Source organism: Streptomyces sp. S6, from assembly GCF_054880855.1.
Map to the genome: position 1 here is coordinate 33979 of NZ_JBTYMC010000016.1, position 14994 is coordinate 48972.

Sequence of the window (14994 nt, forward strand, 5' to 3'; positions counted from 1 at the left end):
GTACGTACGGTCTTCACCACAGGCTGGTCCCCACTGCGCGGCGCGAGATCTGGTTCGCGGAGGTGATGAGGACGAGCCCGATGACCGCCTCGAACAGGCCGATCGCCGCCGCGTAGCTGAAGCTGTTGGACTCGACACCGGCCCGGTAGAGGTACGTCGAGACGACGTCGGCGGTCGGGTACGTCAACGGGTTGTACAGCAGCAGGATCTTCTCGAAGCCGACCGCCATGAACGTGCCGATGTTCAGGATCAGCAGCGTGATCATCGTGGGCCGGATACCGGGCAGCGTGACGTGCCAGATCTGCTGCCAGCGGTTCGCGCCGTCGATGCGGGCGGCCTCGTACAGGTCGTCGTCGATCGTCGTCAGCGCGGCGAGGTAGAGGATCGTGCCCCAGCCGGCCGTCTGCCAGATCTCCGAGCCGACGTACACCGTCCTGAACCACTCCGCTTCCTGGATGAAGCGGACCGGGTCGTGGCCGAACCAGCCGAGGACGTGGTTGACGGGGCCGTCCGTCGCGAGCATCTGCATCGTGATGCCGGCGACGATCACGATCGACAGGAAGTGCGGCAGGTAGGAAACCGATTGCACGAACCGTTTCACGGCCGTGCGGCGCACCTCGTTGAGGAGCAGGGCCAGCACGATCGGGATCGGGAAGCAGAAGACGAGGGTCAGCAGGCCGAGCCACAGCGTGTTGCGGAAGACCTGCCAGAAGGTGGGGTCGGTGAGGAACATGCGCACATAGCGCAGGCCCACCCAGTGCTCGCCCAGGATCGAGCCGCCCGGTTCGAACCGGCGGAACGCGATGACGTTCCCGATCATCGGCAGATAGCGGAAGACCAGGAAGAACAGCAGCGGCAGGATCACCAGCGAGTACAACTGCCAGTCCCTGCGCAGGGCTCGGCGCCAACTGCGGCGCGCGGACGGGTACTTGGGGTTGCCCGGGGTGGTGGGGGGCGGTGGGTCCTGGGTGCCCGGCGGGGGCGCCGAGGTGGTGGGGGTGCTCATGCTCGGGCCTCCCGGAGCGGGGACGCGGAACCGAAACTTTCGAGCTCTTACCGGTAACTTCGCGGCAACTTATGGGTACCCAGAAAGCGCTGTCAATGGGTCATGCGGGAGATTCCTCAGGAACCGGTGGTGCGTTGGAAGCGTCGGCAGGGGGGTAGAACAGGGGGGTCCGACCCTTCCCAGCTCCGCAAGTTTCCCTTTCGTTACCGAATCCTGCGAGGTGTCGCCGTGGGCGCGTTCGATCTGCCGCTGATTGAGCTGGAGTCCTTCCGGCCGCCGCTCGACGAGCCGGACGACTTCGACGCGTTCTGGCACGAGACGCTGAAGGCGGCTGCCGAGAGTCCGCTGCGCGTGCGGAGTGAGCCGGTGCGCAGCGGGCTGAAGCTGACGGAGACCTGGGACGTGACGTTCCCCGGGTTCGGGGGGCATCCCGTGCGGGCCTGGTACAGCCGGCCGGCCGGGGTGCGGGAGGCGCTGCCGACGGTCGTCGAGTACGCCGGGTACGGGCGGGGGCGCGGGCTGCCCCACGAGCGGCTCACCTGGGTCAACGCCGGGTACGCGCACCTGCTCATGGACAACCGGGCGCAGGGGGACAGTTACGGGAGCGGTGGGGGTGGCACGCTCGATCTCGGGCCCGCGGTGGCCGGGGGGCCGGGGGTGGCCGTCCGGGGGCTGCTGGATCCGTACCAGTACCACTACCGGCGGCTGATCGTGGACGCGGTGCGGGCGGTGGAGGCGGTGCGGAGCCTTCCAGGGGTGGACGGGGCCCGGGTCGCCGTCGTCGGGAACAGTCAGGGCGGGGGGCTGGCGCTGGCCGTTGCCGGGCTGGTGCCCGATGTCGTCGCCGCGTTGGTGACGGCGCCGTTGCTGTGCGGGATCCGGCGGGCCCTGGATCTCACGGACGCGGGGCCCTATGGGGAGATCGCCGCGTATCTCTCTGTGCATCGGGGAGTTGAGGAGGCCGCCTGTCGGACGTTGTCCTATGTGGAGGGGGTGTCGTTCGCCCGGCGGGCTCGGGCTCATGCGCACTTCGGGACGGGGCTGCGGGATCGGGTGTGTCCGCCGAGTGGGGCGTTCGCGGCGTTCAATCGGTACGGGGAGGTGGGTGGGGGGTCGCCTCGGCGGGAAATTCACACGTACCCGTTCAACGGGCATGAGGGTGGGGATGCGGTTCATGTGGCGTTGCAGTTGGAGTGGCTGGCGGGGGTGTTCGAGGGGGTGAATTGAGTGGTTGGGTGAGGGGATGCGTATCCGTCTGGAGCATGATGGGCGGATCACTGAGGGGGTGCGGTGCAGGGTTGGTGGGCGGGTGCGGCTTGGGTGTGGCTGGTCGCGCCCCGCGGCGGAGCCGCAAATCGATACAGCCCCGCGCCCCTGAAGGGCGCTGACGCGCCCATACCTGTGGTCCGGGCCGTCGTGTTTGCTGCGGTGGGGACTACCCTTGGTGCCACCGCTCATCATCTTGTCGCCGAAGAGCCACCGCACTTGCAGCGAATCTCCACCGGCGCCATCACACTGTTCCTGCTCGGGCTCCTCGGGGTGCGGCGACCCCGGTCACTCCCCGTGGTCGCCTTCACCTGCGTCCTCGCCCAAAGCGCCTTGCATCAGTGGCTCTCGGTCGGCCACATGCACCACACCCACCACTCCCCCACCATGCTCCTCGCCCACGCCCTCGCCGCCCTCCTCGTCGCCGTGCTGCTCCAGCGTGCCGACTCGGTGTTCTGGCGTCTCGCACAGGAGCTGCGGGAACGGACCAGTGCTGTCGGGGCGTTGGTGGGATTCACCCCGAACTCACCCTCGACACCCACCTGTTCACTTCGCACCACCGAACTCCCCCGCCGCGCCGGTGGAGTTGTGCTCGCCCACACCCTCAGCCGTCGGGGGCCTCCAGGAAACCGGTCGGTGTACGCCAACTGATCGTGTGCAACTCTGCCTGGAGAAAGTCATGTTGAAGAAGTCACTCACCGTGCTCGCGGCCGGTGCGCTCGTCGTGCTGGGGGCCCAGTCCGCCGCCGCGCACGTGGAGGTCAAGGCCGACAAGGCGCAGGCTCTCGCGCAGAACGTCGAGGTGACGGTGTTCGCGGAGTCGGAGTCGGCGTCGGCGGGGATCAAGGAGGTGCGGGTGGTGCTGCCGGCCGGGATCGCGCCGGGGGACGTCAGCCTGGCCGGTGGGCCCAAGGGGTGGAAGCTGGCGGCGACTTCGGACGGGTTCGCGGTGCAGGGGGCGCCGCTGCCGGTCGGGGAGGACGCCGAAGTGAGCGTTCTCGTCAAGCAGTTGCCGGACGCGAAGGAGCTGGTGTTCAAGACGCTCCAGACGTACGGCGACGGGAAGGTCGACCGCTGGATCGAGCTGGAGGAGCCGGGCAAGTCCGAGGAGGAGGACCACAGTCACAGCGGGAACCCGGCGCCGGTACTGAAGTTGAAGCCGGCGGCGCTCACCCCACCCCCCGCCCCCACGCCGAGCGCTCCCGCGAGCAGCGTTCCCGTGAGTCCGGCCGCTTCGACGCCGTCCGCCTCGCCGGTGTCGTCCGCGGCGGAGAAGGACGACGACGGCGGTGTGTCCGGCGGGACTTGGGCCGCGATCGGCGCCGGGGTGGTCGTTCTGGCGGGCGCCGGCTACTTCGCCGTCCGGCGTCGGGGGCAGGCGGCGGGCTGAGCTGAAACGGTGCTCATCGGGGCCGGGCGGCGTATGTGCCGTCCGGCCCTCGCCGTTCCCTCACGGTGCGTCAACTCATTTGACTTCAGCGGCTGTTGACGCTGTACAGTACACATACAGAATCAACGACAACGTTATCCGCACGATGGCGAAGTCACCCCGAACTCCCCCTCGTCCGTGTAGTCGTCCGGGCAACGGGGGACCTCCCCGGACGGCCCCCTCCCCCCCTGGGGCCGTCCGGCTCGCGGACCCGGTGGCACACGGCTCGATGTCACCGGGTCCGCCCGGAGCAGCCCGTTTCCCTTACGGTTCCCAGCAGTTGATCAGCCGACGCGACAGGGCAGAGTCGTCGTACTGTCGCTGGTCGCCCCGGTGACCACGTACCCGAAGGTCGAACTCTGGCCCGGACTCAGTGAGCCGTTCCAGCCGGCGTTGTGGACCATCACGTCCTGGCCGGTGTAGGTGGCGGCGCCGTTCCAGAGGCTGTCCACCTTCTGTCCCGAGGGCAGTGTCCAGTTGACCATCCAGCCGAGCATCGGGACGTTGCCGGAGTTGGTGACGGTCACCTCGGACTGGTAGCCGTTCGCCCAACTGCCGGTCGTGCGGCGGGTGGCGGTGCAGGTGCCGGGGACGGGCTCGTTCGGGTTGCCCGGCTCGTGGATGCCGGTCACCTCGCCGTTGCCGCCGTCGAAGACGACGTCCGAGCAGGAGTAGAAGGTCTCCGAGCTGTCCGAGCGCTGCCAGACCATGTAGATGATGTGGCGGCCGGACTTGTTCGCCGGAAGCCGCGCGGTCCAGGAGTAGTTGGCCTCGACCGTGCCCGGGGAACCGTGCAGCGCCGGGTGGTCGGCGCTCGCGAACGGCGTGGACTCGATGTCGTCCCAGGTGAGGGTCTTGGTGGGGTCGAAGCCGTCCTTCGTGACGTACACGTAGAACCAACCCGGGTGCGCGGCCCAGGCGTTGTAGGAGAAGTCCATCGTCGCGCCGGACGTCAGGTGGGTGAGCGGCCAGTCGTTACGGGCCGCGTTGAAGCCGGTGAAGTTCGGGTTGCCGCCGCTGCACAGTTGACCGTCCGGGACGAAGCCGCGGGTGCGGCCGGCGCCGTCCGAGCGCAGGACCGAGAACCAGTTGTAGAACGGCGTGGTGCCGCTGACCTGTTGGGCGTTCTTGCAGGCCGGGTTGACCGGCTTGATCTCACCCGTGGTGGTGAGGGCGTCCTGCCAGCACAGGAAGGTGCGGCTGCCCGGCTTCATGGGGGTGCCGTGTGCTTCCGCCTTGCCGCCGGTCGTGACGATCAGGCCGATCGCCGGGATGACGGCGAGCACGGAGACGAGGACGAGGAAGAGGGCCCGGGTCCGGAGGAATCCCGATAATCTTGTCGTGATCATGCCAGATCTGAGAGTGGGCGACATGGGTATGGAGCCGTCCTTTCCAGTACAGGCGCGCGGGTATGGGGCGGGGCGGTCCCGTCCGCGGGTTCCGGTCCACGGATGGGAGCGCTCCCACCCCACCTGTGCGGGAAGGTAGCGCCGTATGACGCGGTTGTAAACGGGCGCGGACGCTGTTGGCGGAAACAGCGAAGGGCCGCACCCCCTGAATCCGGGGATACGGCCCTCAACCGCCTTGCGGTGACCCTTAGTTGCGGATCAGGTTGCGCAGCACGTACTGCATGATGCCGCCGTTGCGGTAGTAGTCCGCCTCGCCGGGGGTGTCGATGCGGACGACCGCGTCGAACTCGACACCGGTGTCGGTGGTGACCTTGACGGTGCTCGGCGTGGTGCCGTCGTTCAACTCGGTCACGCCGGCGATGGAGAAGGTCTCCTCACCGGTGAGGCCGAGGGAGTCGGCGTTCTGGCCGGCCGGGAACTGGAGCGGGAGGACGCCCATGCCGATGAGGTTCGAGCGGTGGATGCGCTCGTACGACTCGGTGATGACGGCCTTGACGCCGAGGAGCGCGGTGCCCTTGGCGGCCCAGTCGCGGGACGAGCCGGAGCCGTACTCCTTGCCGCCCAGGATGACCAGCGGGGTGCCGGCGGCCTGGTAGTTCTGCGAGGCGTCGTAGATGAACGACACCGGGCCGTCCGCCTGCGTGAAGTCGCGGGTGTAGCCGCCCTCGGTGCCCGGCGCGATCTGGTTGCGCAGGCGGATGTTGGCGAACGTGCCGCGGATCATGACCTCGTGGTTGCCTCGGCGGGAGCCGTAGGAGTTGAAGTCGCGGCGCTCGACGCCGTGCTCCGTGAGGTACTTGCCGGCCGGGGTGTCGGCCTTGATGGCGCCGGCCGGGGAGATGTGGTCGGTGGTGACCGAGTCGCCCAGCTTGGCGAGGACGCGGGCGCCCGTGATGTCGGAGACCGGGGTGGTCTCCATCGTCATGCCCTCGAAGTACGGGGGCTTCCTGACGTAGGTGGACTGCGGGTCCCACTCGAAGGTGTTGCCCTCGGGGATCGACAGCGCCTGCCACTGGGCGTCGCCCGCGAAGACGTCCTGGTAGGACTTGGCGAACATGTCCTCGCCGATCGCGTTCGCGACGACGTCGTTGACCTCGGTCTCGGAGGGCCAGATGTCCGCCAGGTAGACCGGCTTGCCCTCGGTGTCGGTGCCGAGGACGTCCTTCGTGATGTCCACCTTCATCGAACCGGCGATGGCGTACGCGACGACCAGCGGCGGGGAGGCGAGGTAGTTCATCTTGACGTCGGGGTTGATGCGGCCCTCGAAGTTCCGGTTGCCGGAGAGGACCGAAGTCACGGCCAGGTCATGGTCGTTGACGGCCTTGGAGACCTCCTCCGGCAGCGGGCCGGAGTTGCCGATGCAGGTGGTGCAGCCGTAACCGACCAGGTTGAAGCCGACCTTGTCGAGGTACGGCGTGAGGCCGGCCTTGTCGAAGTAGTCGGTGACGACCTTGGAGCCCGGCGCGAGGGTGGTCTTGACCCACGGCTTGCGGGTCAGGCCCTTCTCCACGGCCTTCTTCGCGACGAGCGCGGCGGCGACCATGACGTACGGGTTGGAGGTGTTGGTGCAGGAGGTGATGGCCGCGACCGTCACCGCGCCGTGGTCGATCTCGTACGTCGAGCCGTCGGCGGCGGTCACCGTGACCGGGTTGGACGGGACACCGTTCGCGGCGGCCGGGGAGTCGGAGGCCGGGAAGGACTCCTTGCCCGCCTCGTCCGCGGTGTCGACGTAGTTGAGGACGTCGGAGGCGAACTGCTGGGCGGCGTTCGCGAGGACGATGCGGTCCTGCGGGCGCTTCGGACCGGCGATCGACGGGACGACCGTCGAGAGGTCCAGCTCCAGCTTCTCGGAGAAGTCGGGCTCGGCCTTCGGGTCCAGCCAGAGGCCCTGCTCCTTGGCGTACGCCTCGACGAGCGCCAGCTGCTGGGCCGAACGGCCGGTCAGGCGCAGGTAGTTGATCGTCTCGTCGTCGATCGGGAAGATCGCGGCCGTCGAGCCGAACTCCGGCGACATGTTGCCGATGGTGGCGCGGTTGGCGAGGCTCGTGGCGGCGACGCCCTCGCCGTAGAACTCGACGAACTTGCCGACGACGCCGTGCTTGCGGAGCATCTCGGTGATCGTGAGCACGAGGTCGGTGGCGGTGGTGCCGGTGGGCAGCTCGCCGGTGAGCTTGAAGCCGACGACGCGCGGGATGAGCATCGAGACCGGCTGGCCCAGCATCGCAGCCTCGGCCTCGATGCCGCCGACGCCCCAGCCCAGCACACCGAGGCCGTTGACCATCGTGGTGTGCGAGTCGGTGCCGACGAGGGTGTCGGGGTACGCCTGGCCGCCTCGGACCATCACCGTGCGGGCGAGGTGCTCGATGTTGACCTGGTGGACGATGCCGGTGCCCGGGGGGACGACCTTGAAGTCGTCGAACGCGGTCTGACCCCAGCGCAGGAACTGGTAGCGCTCCTTGTTGCGGCCGTACTCCAGGTCGACGTTCTGCTTGAACGCGTCGTGGGTGCCGAACTTGTCGGCGATGACGGAGTGGTCGATGACCATCTCGGCCGGGGAGAGCGGGTTGACCTTCGACGGGTCGCCGCCGAGCGCCTCGACGGCCTCACGCATGGTGGCGAGGTCGACGACACAGGGAACGCCGGTGAAGTCCTGCATGATCACGCGGGCCGGCGTGAACTGGATCTCCTGGCTGGGCTGCGCCTGCGAGTCCCACTCGCCGAGGGCGCGGATGTGGTCGGCGGTGATGTTCGCGCCGTCCTCCGTGCGGAGCAGGTTCTCCAGCAGGACCTTCAGGCTGTACGGAAGGCGAGCCGAGCCTTCCACCTTGTCCAGCCGGAAGATCTCGTACGACTCGTCGCCCACGCTGAGCGTGGCGCGGGCGTCGAAGCTGTTCGCCGACACGACAGTCTCCTTCATTGATGTGCGCGTACCACCGCATCCTGCCGCCATGCCTACTCGGCCGATCCGCTAAGGTAGGGCTAAGTTAGGTAACCCTTACCAAGGGGGCGGCTCCGGTACGCCTTCGGCAGATATCTCGATGTCGAGATAACCCTAATGCATGGGGGCTGGTTGGTCATGCCCGGGGGCGGTCGACCCCTGTCTCAGTGAACCTGGTCGTACGGGTCCTCGCCGCCGCGCCTGATCGCGCCGACGTGGAGCGGGTGGTGCCACCCGGCCCGCCGGAAGCGGTGCGAGTTCGGCCGCACGTGCGGTCGCCTCGGCCGGCGGGAGGTCCAGCCGCCGTGCGGTCCGTCGACGCCGTGCCGCACGATCCGCTCACCACCGAACCGCGCGTGTGCGTCGTCCGCGTGCAGGCCCCAGCAGTGGAATCGTCCGGCGGGGACGACTGGATCAACGACACTCTGTGCACACCGCGCTCCGCCTGCTGGACGAGGCGGTCGAACTGGCGCGGGCGCATCCCGAGAGCGGCACCCGGTACGCGGCCGAAGGCATCTCCGGCCTGCCGGCGGACGCCGGCCGCGTGGCGGAGGCCGTCGCCGTCCTCGAACCCCACCTGCCCGCCACCAGCTCACTCCTCGCCCGGCACCTCATCGACCTCGGCCGCGTCGGGGACGTGATAGAGGTCCTTCAGGCGCCGAGGGCCACTCCCTCCGCCACCGACCCCCCGTTCTAATAGCTCACCGAAACGCGTCCGCGTTCTCCCCCGCCCACTCCCGGAACGTCCGCCCCGCCGCCCCCCGCACCCTGAGCAGCCCCTCGTTCACGTCACCCCCCGTCAGATCGAGGATCGCGTCCGCCGTCCCTGCGTCCATGAAGGACGTCATCTCGGCGTGGGCCTGCGACCGGGTGAGTTCCGTGAGGGTGAGGTCGCGGCCCAACGCCTCGGAGAGCGCGGCGACTTGTTCGCGGACGGTGATGCGGGCGGGGCCGGTGAGGGGGTGGGTGCGGCCGTGGTGGGCTGCGGGGGAGGTCAGGGCGCGGTGGGCGACGGCGGCGACGTCCGCCGGGTGGATCGTGGGGAGCCCGGTGTCGACGTACGGCGCCCGGACCTCGCCGCGTTCCCGGATCCCCTGGGCCCACCAGAGGGTGTTGGACGCGAACTGTGTCGGCCGCAGGATCGTCCAGCTCATCCCGCTGTCCCGCAGAGCACGCTCGACGGCGAGGTTGCGCTGCGCGGCGGGCAGGTGCGGGTGCGTCTCGACGGTGATGGAGGAGACGAGGACGACGCCGTCGACGCCGGCCCGGCGTGCGCGCGAGAGGATCTCCTCCTCGGCGCCGGTTCCTTGCAGGAGGAACAATGAACGCACCCCGTCCAGCGCGGAGTTGAGGGTCTCGGGGCGGGTGAGGTCGCCCTCCACCGCTTCGGCCGCTTCGGGGAACCCCGCTCGGGAGGCGTCCCGGGTGAGGGCCCGCACGGGAGTGCCGCGCAGCTCCTCCAGCAGTGCGCGTCCGATGTTTCCGGTGGCGCCGGTCACGAGGATCATCGTCCAACTCTCCTTGGGTCGTGGATGATCCGCAGGCTAGGAAGTCAACCGAGCTTGAGGTCAAGGGCCGTTGACGTGGGCCGATAATGCGAGGCGCGGTCGCACGCCGGCCGCCTACCATCACCCCCCATGCCTGTGAACATCACCGAATTCCCGGTCCCCGCCCCCGAGTCCGGCCCCTACGGCATCACCCTCGGACCGGACGGAGCCCTGTGGTTCACGATGGTCCGCAGCGGGCGCATCGGCCGGATCACCCCGGACGGCGAGATCACCGAGTACCCCCTCGACACCCCCGGCACCGGCCCGACGGTCATCACGCCGGGCCCGGACGGCGCCCTGTGGTTCACCGAGTTCCAGGGCCACCGCGTCGGCCGCGTCACCACGGAGGGCAAGGTCACCGCCATCCCCCTGCCCACTCCGAACGCGGGCCCCTTCGGCATCGTCACCGGCGAGGACGGCGCCCTGTGGTGCACGGAGGCCGCCGCCGGCCGCATCGCCCGCATCACCCCGGAGGGCCACGTCACCGAGTACCCCCTCCCCGACCCCGGCGCCTTCCCCTCGGCCGTCACCACCGGCCCCGACGGCCGTCTCTGGTTCACCATGAACCAGGCGAACGCGATCGGCGCCGTCACGTACGACGGCGACGTCACCGTCCATCCTCTGCCGACCCCCGGCGCGGCCCCGGTCGGCATCACGGCGGGCGGGGACGGCGCCCTGTGGTTCGTCGAGATCGGCGCGGGCCAGATCGGCCGCATCACCCCTGAGGGGGACCTGACGGAGTACCCCCTCCCCGACCGCGCCTCCCGCCCCCACGCCATCGCCCTCGGCCCCGACGGCGCCTGCTGGTTCACGGAGTGGGCGGCCAACCGTGTCGGCCGCATCACCCCTGAGGGGGACCTGACGGAGTACCCCCTCCCCACCCCTTCCTCCGAACCCCATGCCATCACCCCGGGTCCCGACGGCACCCTCTGGACGGCCCTGGAGATCGGTTCCCTGGCCCGCATCACCCTGTAGTCACCCGGAACACCTGCCCCGTGGCCGTCCCTTCGACCGCGTCGGCGTACACCCGGGCCACGTCCGAGACGGGGGTGCCGGGTGTCACGGTGTCGCCCATCGCGTGGAGGGTCTCCCGGACCCAGCCGGGGCTGACGGCGTTGAGGCGCAGGCCCCGGGGGAGTTCGTGGGCGGCGTGGGCGACGAAGCCTTCGAGGGCGGAGTTGACGAGGGCGCCGAGGGAGCCGCCGGGGAGGGGGTGGGGGAAGGTGCCGGCCGTGAGGGTGAGGGAGCCGGCGTCGCTGAGGTGGGTGGCGGCGCGGCGGGTGAGGGCGGTCTGGCCGAGGAGTTTGGCGTTCAGGCCGGCCGCGAACCGGGCGTCGTCCACGGCTTGGAGGTCGGTGAGGGGGATCAACGGCCCGCTCGCGGCGCAGCAGACGATCGCGTCCAGGGGACCCGCCTCGGTGAGGAGGGTGTCCAGGGTGGCGGGGTCGGTGAGGTCTGCCCGGAGGGGGCCGGTTCTGGAGGCGCGGAGGACCTCGTGGGCCTCGTCCAGGGCCGCCGCGACCGCCCGGCCGATCGTTCCCGTCGCTCCGATCACGAGTACACGCATGTGTCCGAGGATGACAAGGGATCAGTGGACGGGGTACTCGGTTTCCGTGGCGTACCCGTTCACCCGAACGGCCCTCCCGGCAGGCGCCATCTCATATCTGAGATAACCTCAGCCTCATGGCAGACGATTACCTCGTACGCATCGGCAAGCTCATCCGTGACGCCCGTCAGCACCGCGGCTGGACACAGAGCCAACTGGCGGAGGCGCTCGGCACAAGTCAGAGCGCTGTCAACCGCATCGAGCGGGGCAACCAGAACATCAGCCTTGAGATGATCGCCCGAATCGGTGAGGCGCTCGACAGTGAGATCGTGTCGCTCGGATACGCGGGCCCGATGCACCTGAGGGTCGTCGGCGGACGCCGGCTCTCGGGCGCGATCGACGTCAAGACGAGCAAGAACGCGTGCGTGGCGCTGCTGTGCGCCTCGCTGCTGAACCGGGGGCGTACGGTCCTGCGGCGGGTCGCGCGGATCGAGGAGGTGTACCGGCTCCTGGAGGTGCTCCAGTCGATCGGCGTCCGCGCCCGCTGGATCAACGACGGCGTGGACCTGGAGATCGTCCCGCCCGCCGAGCTGGACCTCGCGGCGATCGACGCGGAGGCCGCCGTCCGCACCCGGTCGATCATCATGTTCCTCGGCCCGCTGCTGCACGAGGTGCACCGCTTCAAGCTGCCGTACGCCGGCGGCTGCGACCTCGGTACGCGGACGATCGAGCCGCACATGATCGCGCTGCGCCGGTTCGGTCTGGACATCGCGGCGACGGAGGGGCAGTACCACGCGGTCGTCGACCCGTCGGTCCGCCCGGACCGGCCGATCGTGCTGACCGAGCGCGGGGACACGGTCACCGAGAACGCGCTGCTGGCCGCCGCCCGGCACGAGGGCGTCACCGTCATCCGCAACGCCTCCTCCAACTACATGGTCCAGGACCTGTGTTTCTTCCTGGAGGCGCTCGGCGTCGAGGTCGAGGGGATCGGGACGACGACGCTGACGGTGCACGGCGTGCGGGACATCGATGTCGACGTCGACTACTCGCCGTCCGAGGACCCGGTCGAGGCGATGAGCCTGCTGGCCGCCGCCGTCGTCACCGAGTCCGAACTGACCGTGCGCCGGGTGCCGATCGAGTTCCTGGAGATCGAGCTGGCGGTCCTGGAGGAGATGGGGCTCGACCACGACCGTACGCCCGAGTACGTCGCGGACAACGGCCGTACCCGGCTGGTCGACCTGACGGTCCGTCCCTCCAAGCTGGAGGCGCCGATCGACAAGATCCATCCCATGCCGTTCCCCGGCCTCAACATCGACAACGTCCCCTTCTTCGCGGCGATCGCGGCCGTCGCGCAGGGCAAGACCCTCATCCACGACTGGGTCTACGACAACCGCGCGATCTACCTCACCGACCTCAACCGCCTCGGCGGACGCCTCCAACTCCTCGACCCCCACCGGGTGTTGGTCGAGGGCCCCACCCGCTGGCGTGCCGCCGAAATGATGTGCCCGCCCGCCCTGCGCCCCGCCGTCGTCGTCCTCCTCGCGATGATGGCCGCCGACGGGACGTCCGTCCTGCGGAACGTGTACGTCATCAATCGGGGGTACGAGGATCTCGCGGAGCGGCTGAACTCGATCGGGGCGCAGATCGAGATCTTCCGGGACATCTAGGGACAGAAGGGGCTGCCGGACGTCTTTCCGCGAGGCAGCCCCCTCGGGTGTGGGGTCAGTCGGCCGCGAGGGTGATCTGCTCGTTCTCGCGGGCATGGAACCGCGGCAGGGGCAGGCCGCCCTCCGGGGCGAGTTCCATCAGGGTCGCCTCGACTCTCGTCTCGCCGGGGGTGAGGGAGGACGGGGACGGTCTGCCGGTGTTGGTCCAGGTGTGGTCGGTGCCGTCGCAGATGGCGGTGGTGCCGCCGATGCCGTGGCGGAGGTCGCCGGTGCCTTGGGCGACGGAGGTGCTGACGAAGACGGGGCCGTCGGCGGCGAGGCAGCGGTAGGTGCCGGTGAGGGTGACCGTGCCGTCGGCGGCGAGATGGGCCACGGGGTCGACGGTGACCGTCTCGGACGGGTCGGACTGGGCGGCCAGGGCTGTGGGGGCGGCGAGCAGGAGCAGCGCGGCGCCGGTGGCCAGGCCGAGGGCGGAGCGGAAGGACATGGGGGTGCCTCCTGGTTCGGGGGGTGTTCCGGTGTGCCCCTCCAGCGATACCGGGGTGACCGACCCGGTTCGGGGCGTGCGGGAGCGGTCCGGGGCCGAGTCCATGCCATCGGTCGACGCGGATACGACCGTACGGCGGCACCCGGCACGCGCCGTGACCGCACCCCCTCAGATCCGTCGCGAGCGTCGGTGAACCGTCGCGGAGTTGTCCTGGTGTTGTCACGCTCGCGGTGAAGGCGTTCCGATGAGTTCGTGACGGGAGCATGGTCTGTGTATGCGGGACGGTCCGCTCGGGCCGCTTCCCCCGTCATGGAGGTGCGCCATGTGTTCCCACTCCGTTCCCGGGACCGCCGAGGGTTCCACGCACGTCGTCGCCGCCCACCCGGAGCAGGGCTGGGAGCTGCTGTGCGACGGCACGATCGTCTTCGACGACTCCGGCGAGCTGCTCCCCGACGGCAGGGTGATCGCGCCGACGAGGCGGCTGGTCGCGGCCTGAGCACGCGCCCGGTTCAGTCGAGCACCGCGAACCCGTCCAGTTCCACCAGCGCCGACTCGTCCCACAGCCGGACGATGCCGACGACCGCCATCGCCGGGTAGTCGCGGCCCGCCAGCTTCCGCCAGATCCTGCCGAGTTCCGGCGCCGCGGCCCGGTACGCGGGGACGTCGGTGACGTACGCCGTGACCCGCGCGAGGTCGGCCGGTCGGCCGCCGGCCGCCGCCAGCGCGGCCAGCAGATTGCCGAGCGCCCGCTCGAACTGCTCGGCCAGCGACTCCCCGACGACCTTCCCGTCCACGTCGAGAGCGGTCTGCCCGGCGAGGAGGACGAGGCGGGTGCCGGTGGCGACGACGGCGTGGGAGAAGCCGGAGGGGGGTGAGAGGCCGGCGGGGTTCAGGCGTTCGACACTCATCCGCGACGCCCCTCTCGTTCAGCTTCCATCCCCGCCGCCCCTCCCCCACTCCGCGTACAACTCCCGCGCGATGATCCCCCGTTGCACCTCGCTGGCCCCCTCGTAGATCCTCGGCGCCCGCACCTCCCGGTACAGGTGCTCCAGCAGATGCCCCCGCTGGAGGGCCCGCGCTCCGTGGAGTTGGACGGCCTTGTCGACGACGTACTGCGCGGCCTCCGTCGCGAACAGCTTGGCCATCGCCGCGCGCCGGGGGACGTCGGGGTCGCCGGCGTCGTACGCGGTGGCCGCCGCGTGGACCATGAGGCGGGCCGCCTCGGTGCGCAGGGACATCTCGGCGACCTGATGGGAGACGGCCTGGAGGTCTCGCAGCTTGCCGCCGAACGCGTCGCGTCGGGAGGTCCAGTCGAGGGTGGCGTCCAGCGCGGCCTGGGCCATGCCGACGGCGAAGGCGCCGACGCTGGGGCGGAACCGGTCGAGGGTGCCCATCGCGACGCGGAAGCCCCGGCCGACCTCGCCGAGGACGTCGTCCGGGCCGACGGGGACGCCGTCGAAAGTGAGCGTGCCGATGGGGTGAGGGGAGAGCATGTCGAGGGGCGTGCCGGACAGTCCGGGGCGGTCGGCGGGGACGAGGAACGCGGTGACGCCCCGGGCGCCGGGGCCGCCGGTGCGGGCGAAGACGGTGTAGAGGTCGGCCTCGGGGGCGTTGGAGATCCAGCACTTCTCCCCGACGAGCCGCCAGCCGCTCGGGCCGGCGCGGACGACGGCCACGGCACCCCCGGCACCCCCGGCAC

Annotated in this window: 15 protein-coding genes; 7 read left to right on the top strand and 8 right to left on the bottom strand. The window is 70.0% G+C overall.

Annotated features, from left to right (window positions below):
- Nucleotides 1-13: 13 nt before the first annotated feature.
- Nucleotides 14-1006 (bottom strand): ABC transporter permease, encoded by a 993-nt coding sequence (locus ACVNF4_RS04135; protein ID WP_461801266.1) that lies wholly within the window; start codon nt 1004-1006, stop codon nt 14-16.
- Nucleotides 1007-1234: 228 nt separating this feature from the next.
- Here ACVNF4_RS04135 and ACVNF4_RS04140 point away from each other — a divergent pair, with 228 nt between their 5' ends.
- The 3 genes from ACVNF4_RS04140 (at nt 1235) to ACVNF4_RS04150 (ending at nt 3662) form a co-directional block, all read left to right on the top strand.
- Complete coding sequence (locus ACVNF4_RS04140) at nt 1235-2233, top strand: acetylxylan esterase (protein WP_461801267.1); 999 nt, start codon at nt 1235-1237, stop codon at nt 2231-2233.
- 258 nt (nt 2234-2491) lie between these two features.
- The gene (locus tag ACVNF4_RS04145) at nt 2492-2923 is read left to right on the top strand and encodes a hypothetical protein (RefSeq protein ID WP_461801268.1); all 432 of its coding nucleotides are present in this window, start codon (nt 2492-2494) and stop codon (nt 2921-2923) included.
- A gap of 28 nt (nt 2924-2951) precedes the next feature.
- A complete protein-coding gene (locus tag ACVNF4_RS04150; RefSeq protein WP_461801269.1) occupies nt 2952-3662 on the top strand; it encodes a DUF1775 domain-containing protein in 711 nt (236 codons plus the stop codon).
- A 323-nt stretch (nt 3663-3985) separates the two neighbouring features.
- On the opposite strand, the gene ACVNF4_RS04155 is transcribed toward ACVNF4_RS04150, so the two are convergent.
- Both ACVNF4_RS04155 and acnA read right to left on the bottom strand, forming a co-directional pair.
- Nucleotides 3986-5050 carry a lytic polysaccharide monooxygenase auxiliary activity family 9 protein gene (locus ACVNF4_RS04155; RefSeq protein ID WP_461801270.1) on the bottom strand — a complete coding sequence of 355 codons (1065 nt, stop codon included), beginning with the start codon at nt 5048-5050 and terminating at the stop codon, nt 3986-3988.
- A gap of 247 nt (nt 5051-5297) precedes the next feature.
- Nucleotides 5298-8012, bottom strand: a complete 2715-nt coding sequence (acnA, locus tag ACVNF4_RS04160) for an aconitate hydratase AcnA (protein WP_461801271.1) — start codon at nt 8010-8012, stop codon at nt 5298-5300.
- A 463-nt stretch (nt 8013-8475) separates the two neighbouring features.
- Between acnA and ACVNF4_RS04165 the strand changes: the two genes are divergently transcribed.
- Nucleotides 8476-8745 (top strand): hypothetical protein, encoded by a 270-nt coding sequence (locus tag ACVNF4_RS04165; RefSeq protein WP_461801272.1) that lies wholly within the window; start codon nt 8476-8478, stop codon nt 8743-8745.
- 4 nt (nt 8746-8749) lie between these two features.
- On the opposite strand, the gene ACVNF4_RS04170 is transcribed toward ACVNF4_RS04165, so the two are convergent.
- Nucleotides 8750-9556, bottom strand: a complete 807-nt coding sequence (locus ACVNF4_RS04170; protein ID WP_461801273.1) for an SDR family oxidoreductase — start codon at nt 9554-9556, stop codon at nt 8750-8752.
- 129 nt (nt 9557-9685) lie between these two features.
- Here ACVNF4_RS04170 and ACVNF4_RS04175 point away from each other — a divergent pair, with 129 nt between their 5' ends.
- Nucleotides 9686-10570 carry a Vgb family protein gene (locus tag ACVNF4_RS04175; RefSeq protein ID WP_461801274.1) on the top strand — a complete coding sequence of 295 codons (885 nt, stop codon included), beginning with the start codon at nt 9686-9688 and terminating at the stop codon, nt 10568-10570.
- Here ACVNF4_RS04175 and ACVNF4_RS04180 read toward each other — a convergent pair.
- Nucleotides 10560-11162: a short chain dehydrogenase gene (locus ACVNF4_RS04180; RefSeq protein WP_461801275.1), complete on the bottom strand. Its 603-nt coding sequence runs from the start codon at nt 11160-11162 to the stop codon at nt 10560-10562. The genes ACVNF4_RS04175 and ACVNF4_RS04180 overlap by 11 nt on opposite strands.
- Nucleotides 11163-11278: 116 nt before the next feature.
- Here ACVNF4_RS04180 and ACVNF4_RS04185 point away from each other — a divergent pair, with 116 nt between their 5' ends.
- A complete protein-coding gene (locus ACVNF4_RS04185; protein WP_461801276.1) occupies nt 11279-12808 on the top strand; it encodes a helix-turn-helix domain-containing protein in 1530 nt (509 codons plus the stop codon).
- Nucleotides 12809-12863: 55 nt separating this feature from the next.
- Here the strand turns inward: ACVNF4_RS04185 and ACVNF4_RS04190 are convergent, their stop codons facing one another.
- Nucleotides 12864-13295, bottom strand: a complete 432-nt coding sequence (locus tag ACVNF4_RS04190; RefSeq protein WP_461801277.1) for a DUF6299 family protein — start codon at nt 13293-13295, stop codon at nt 12864-12866.
- Nucleotides 13296-13617: 322 nt separating this feature from the next.
- Between ACVNF4_RS04190 and ACVNF4_RS04195 the strand changes: the two genes are divergently transcribed.
- Entirely contained in the window at nt 13618-13791 is a 174-nt protein-coding gene (locus tag ACVNF4_RS04195) for a DUF5999 family protein (protein WP_461801278.1), read from the top strand.
- A gap of 13 nt (nt 13792-13804) precedes the next feature.
- On the opposite strand, the gene ACVNF4_RS04200 is transcribed toward ACVNF4_RS04195, so the two are convergent.
- Both ACVNF4_RS04200 and ACVNF4_RS04205 read right to left on the bottom strand, forming a co-directional pair.
- On the bottom strand, nt 13805-14203 hold the full coding sequence (locus ACVNF4_RS04200; RefSeq protein WP_461801279.1) for a RidA family protein: 399 nt from the start codon (nt 14201-14203) through the stop codon (nt 13805-13807).
- 18 nt (nt 14204-14221) lie between these two features.
- Nucleotides 14222-14994: acyl-CoA dehydrogenase family protein (locus tag ACVNF4_RS04205; protein WP_461801280.1), on the bottom strand; the 773-nt coding region annotated here is incomplete at its 5' end.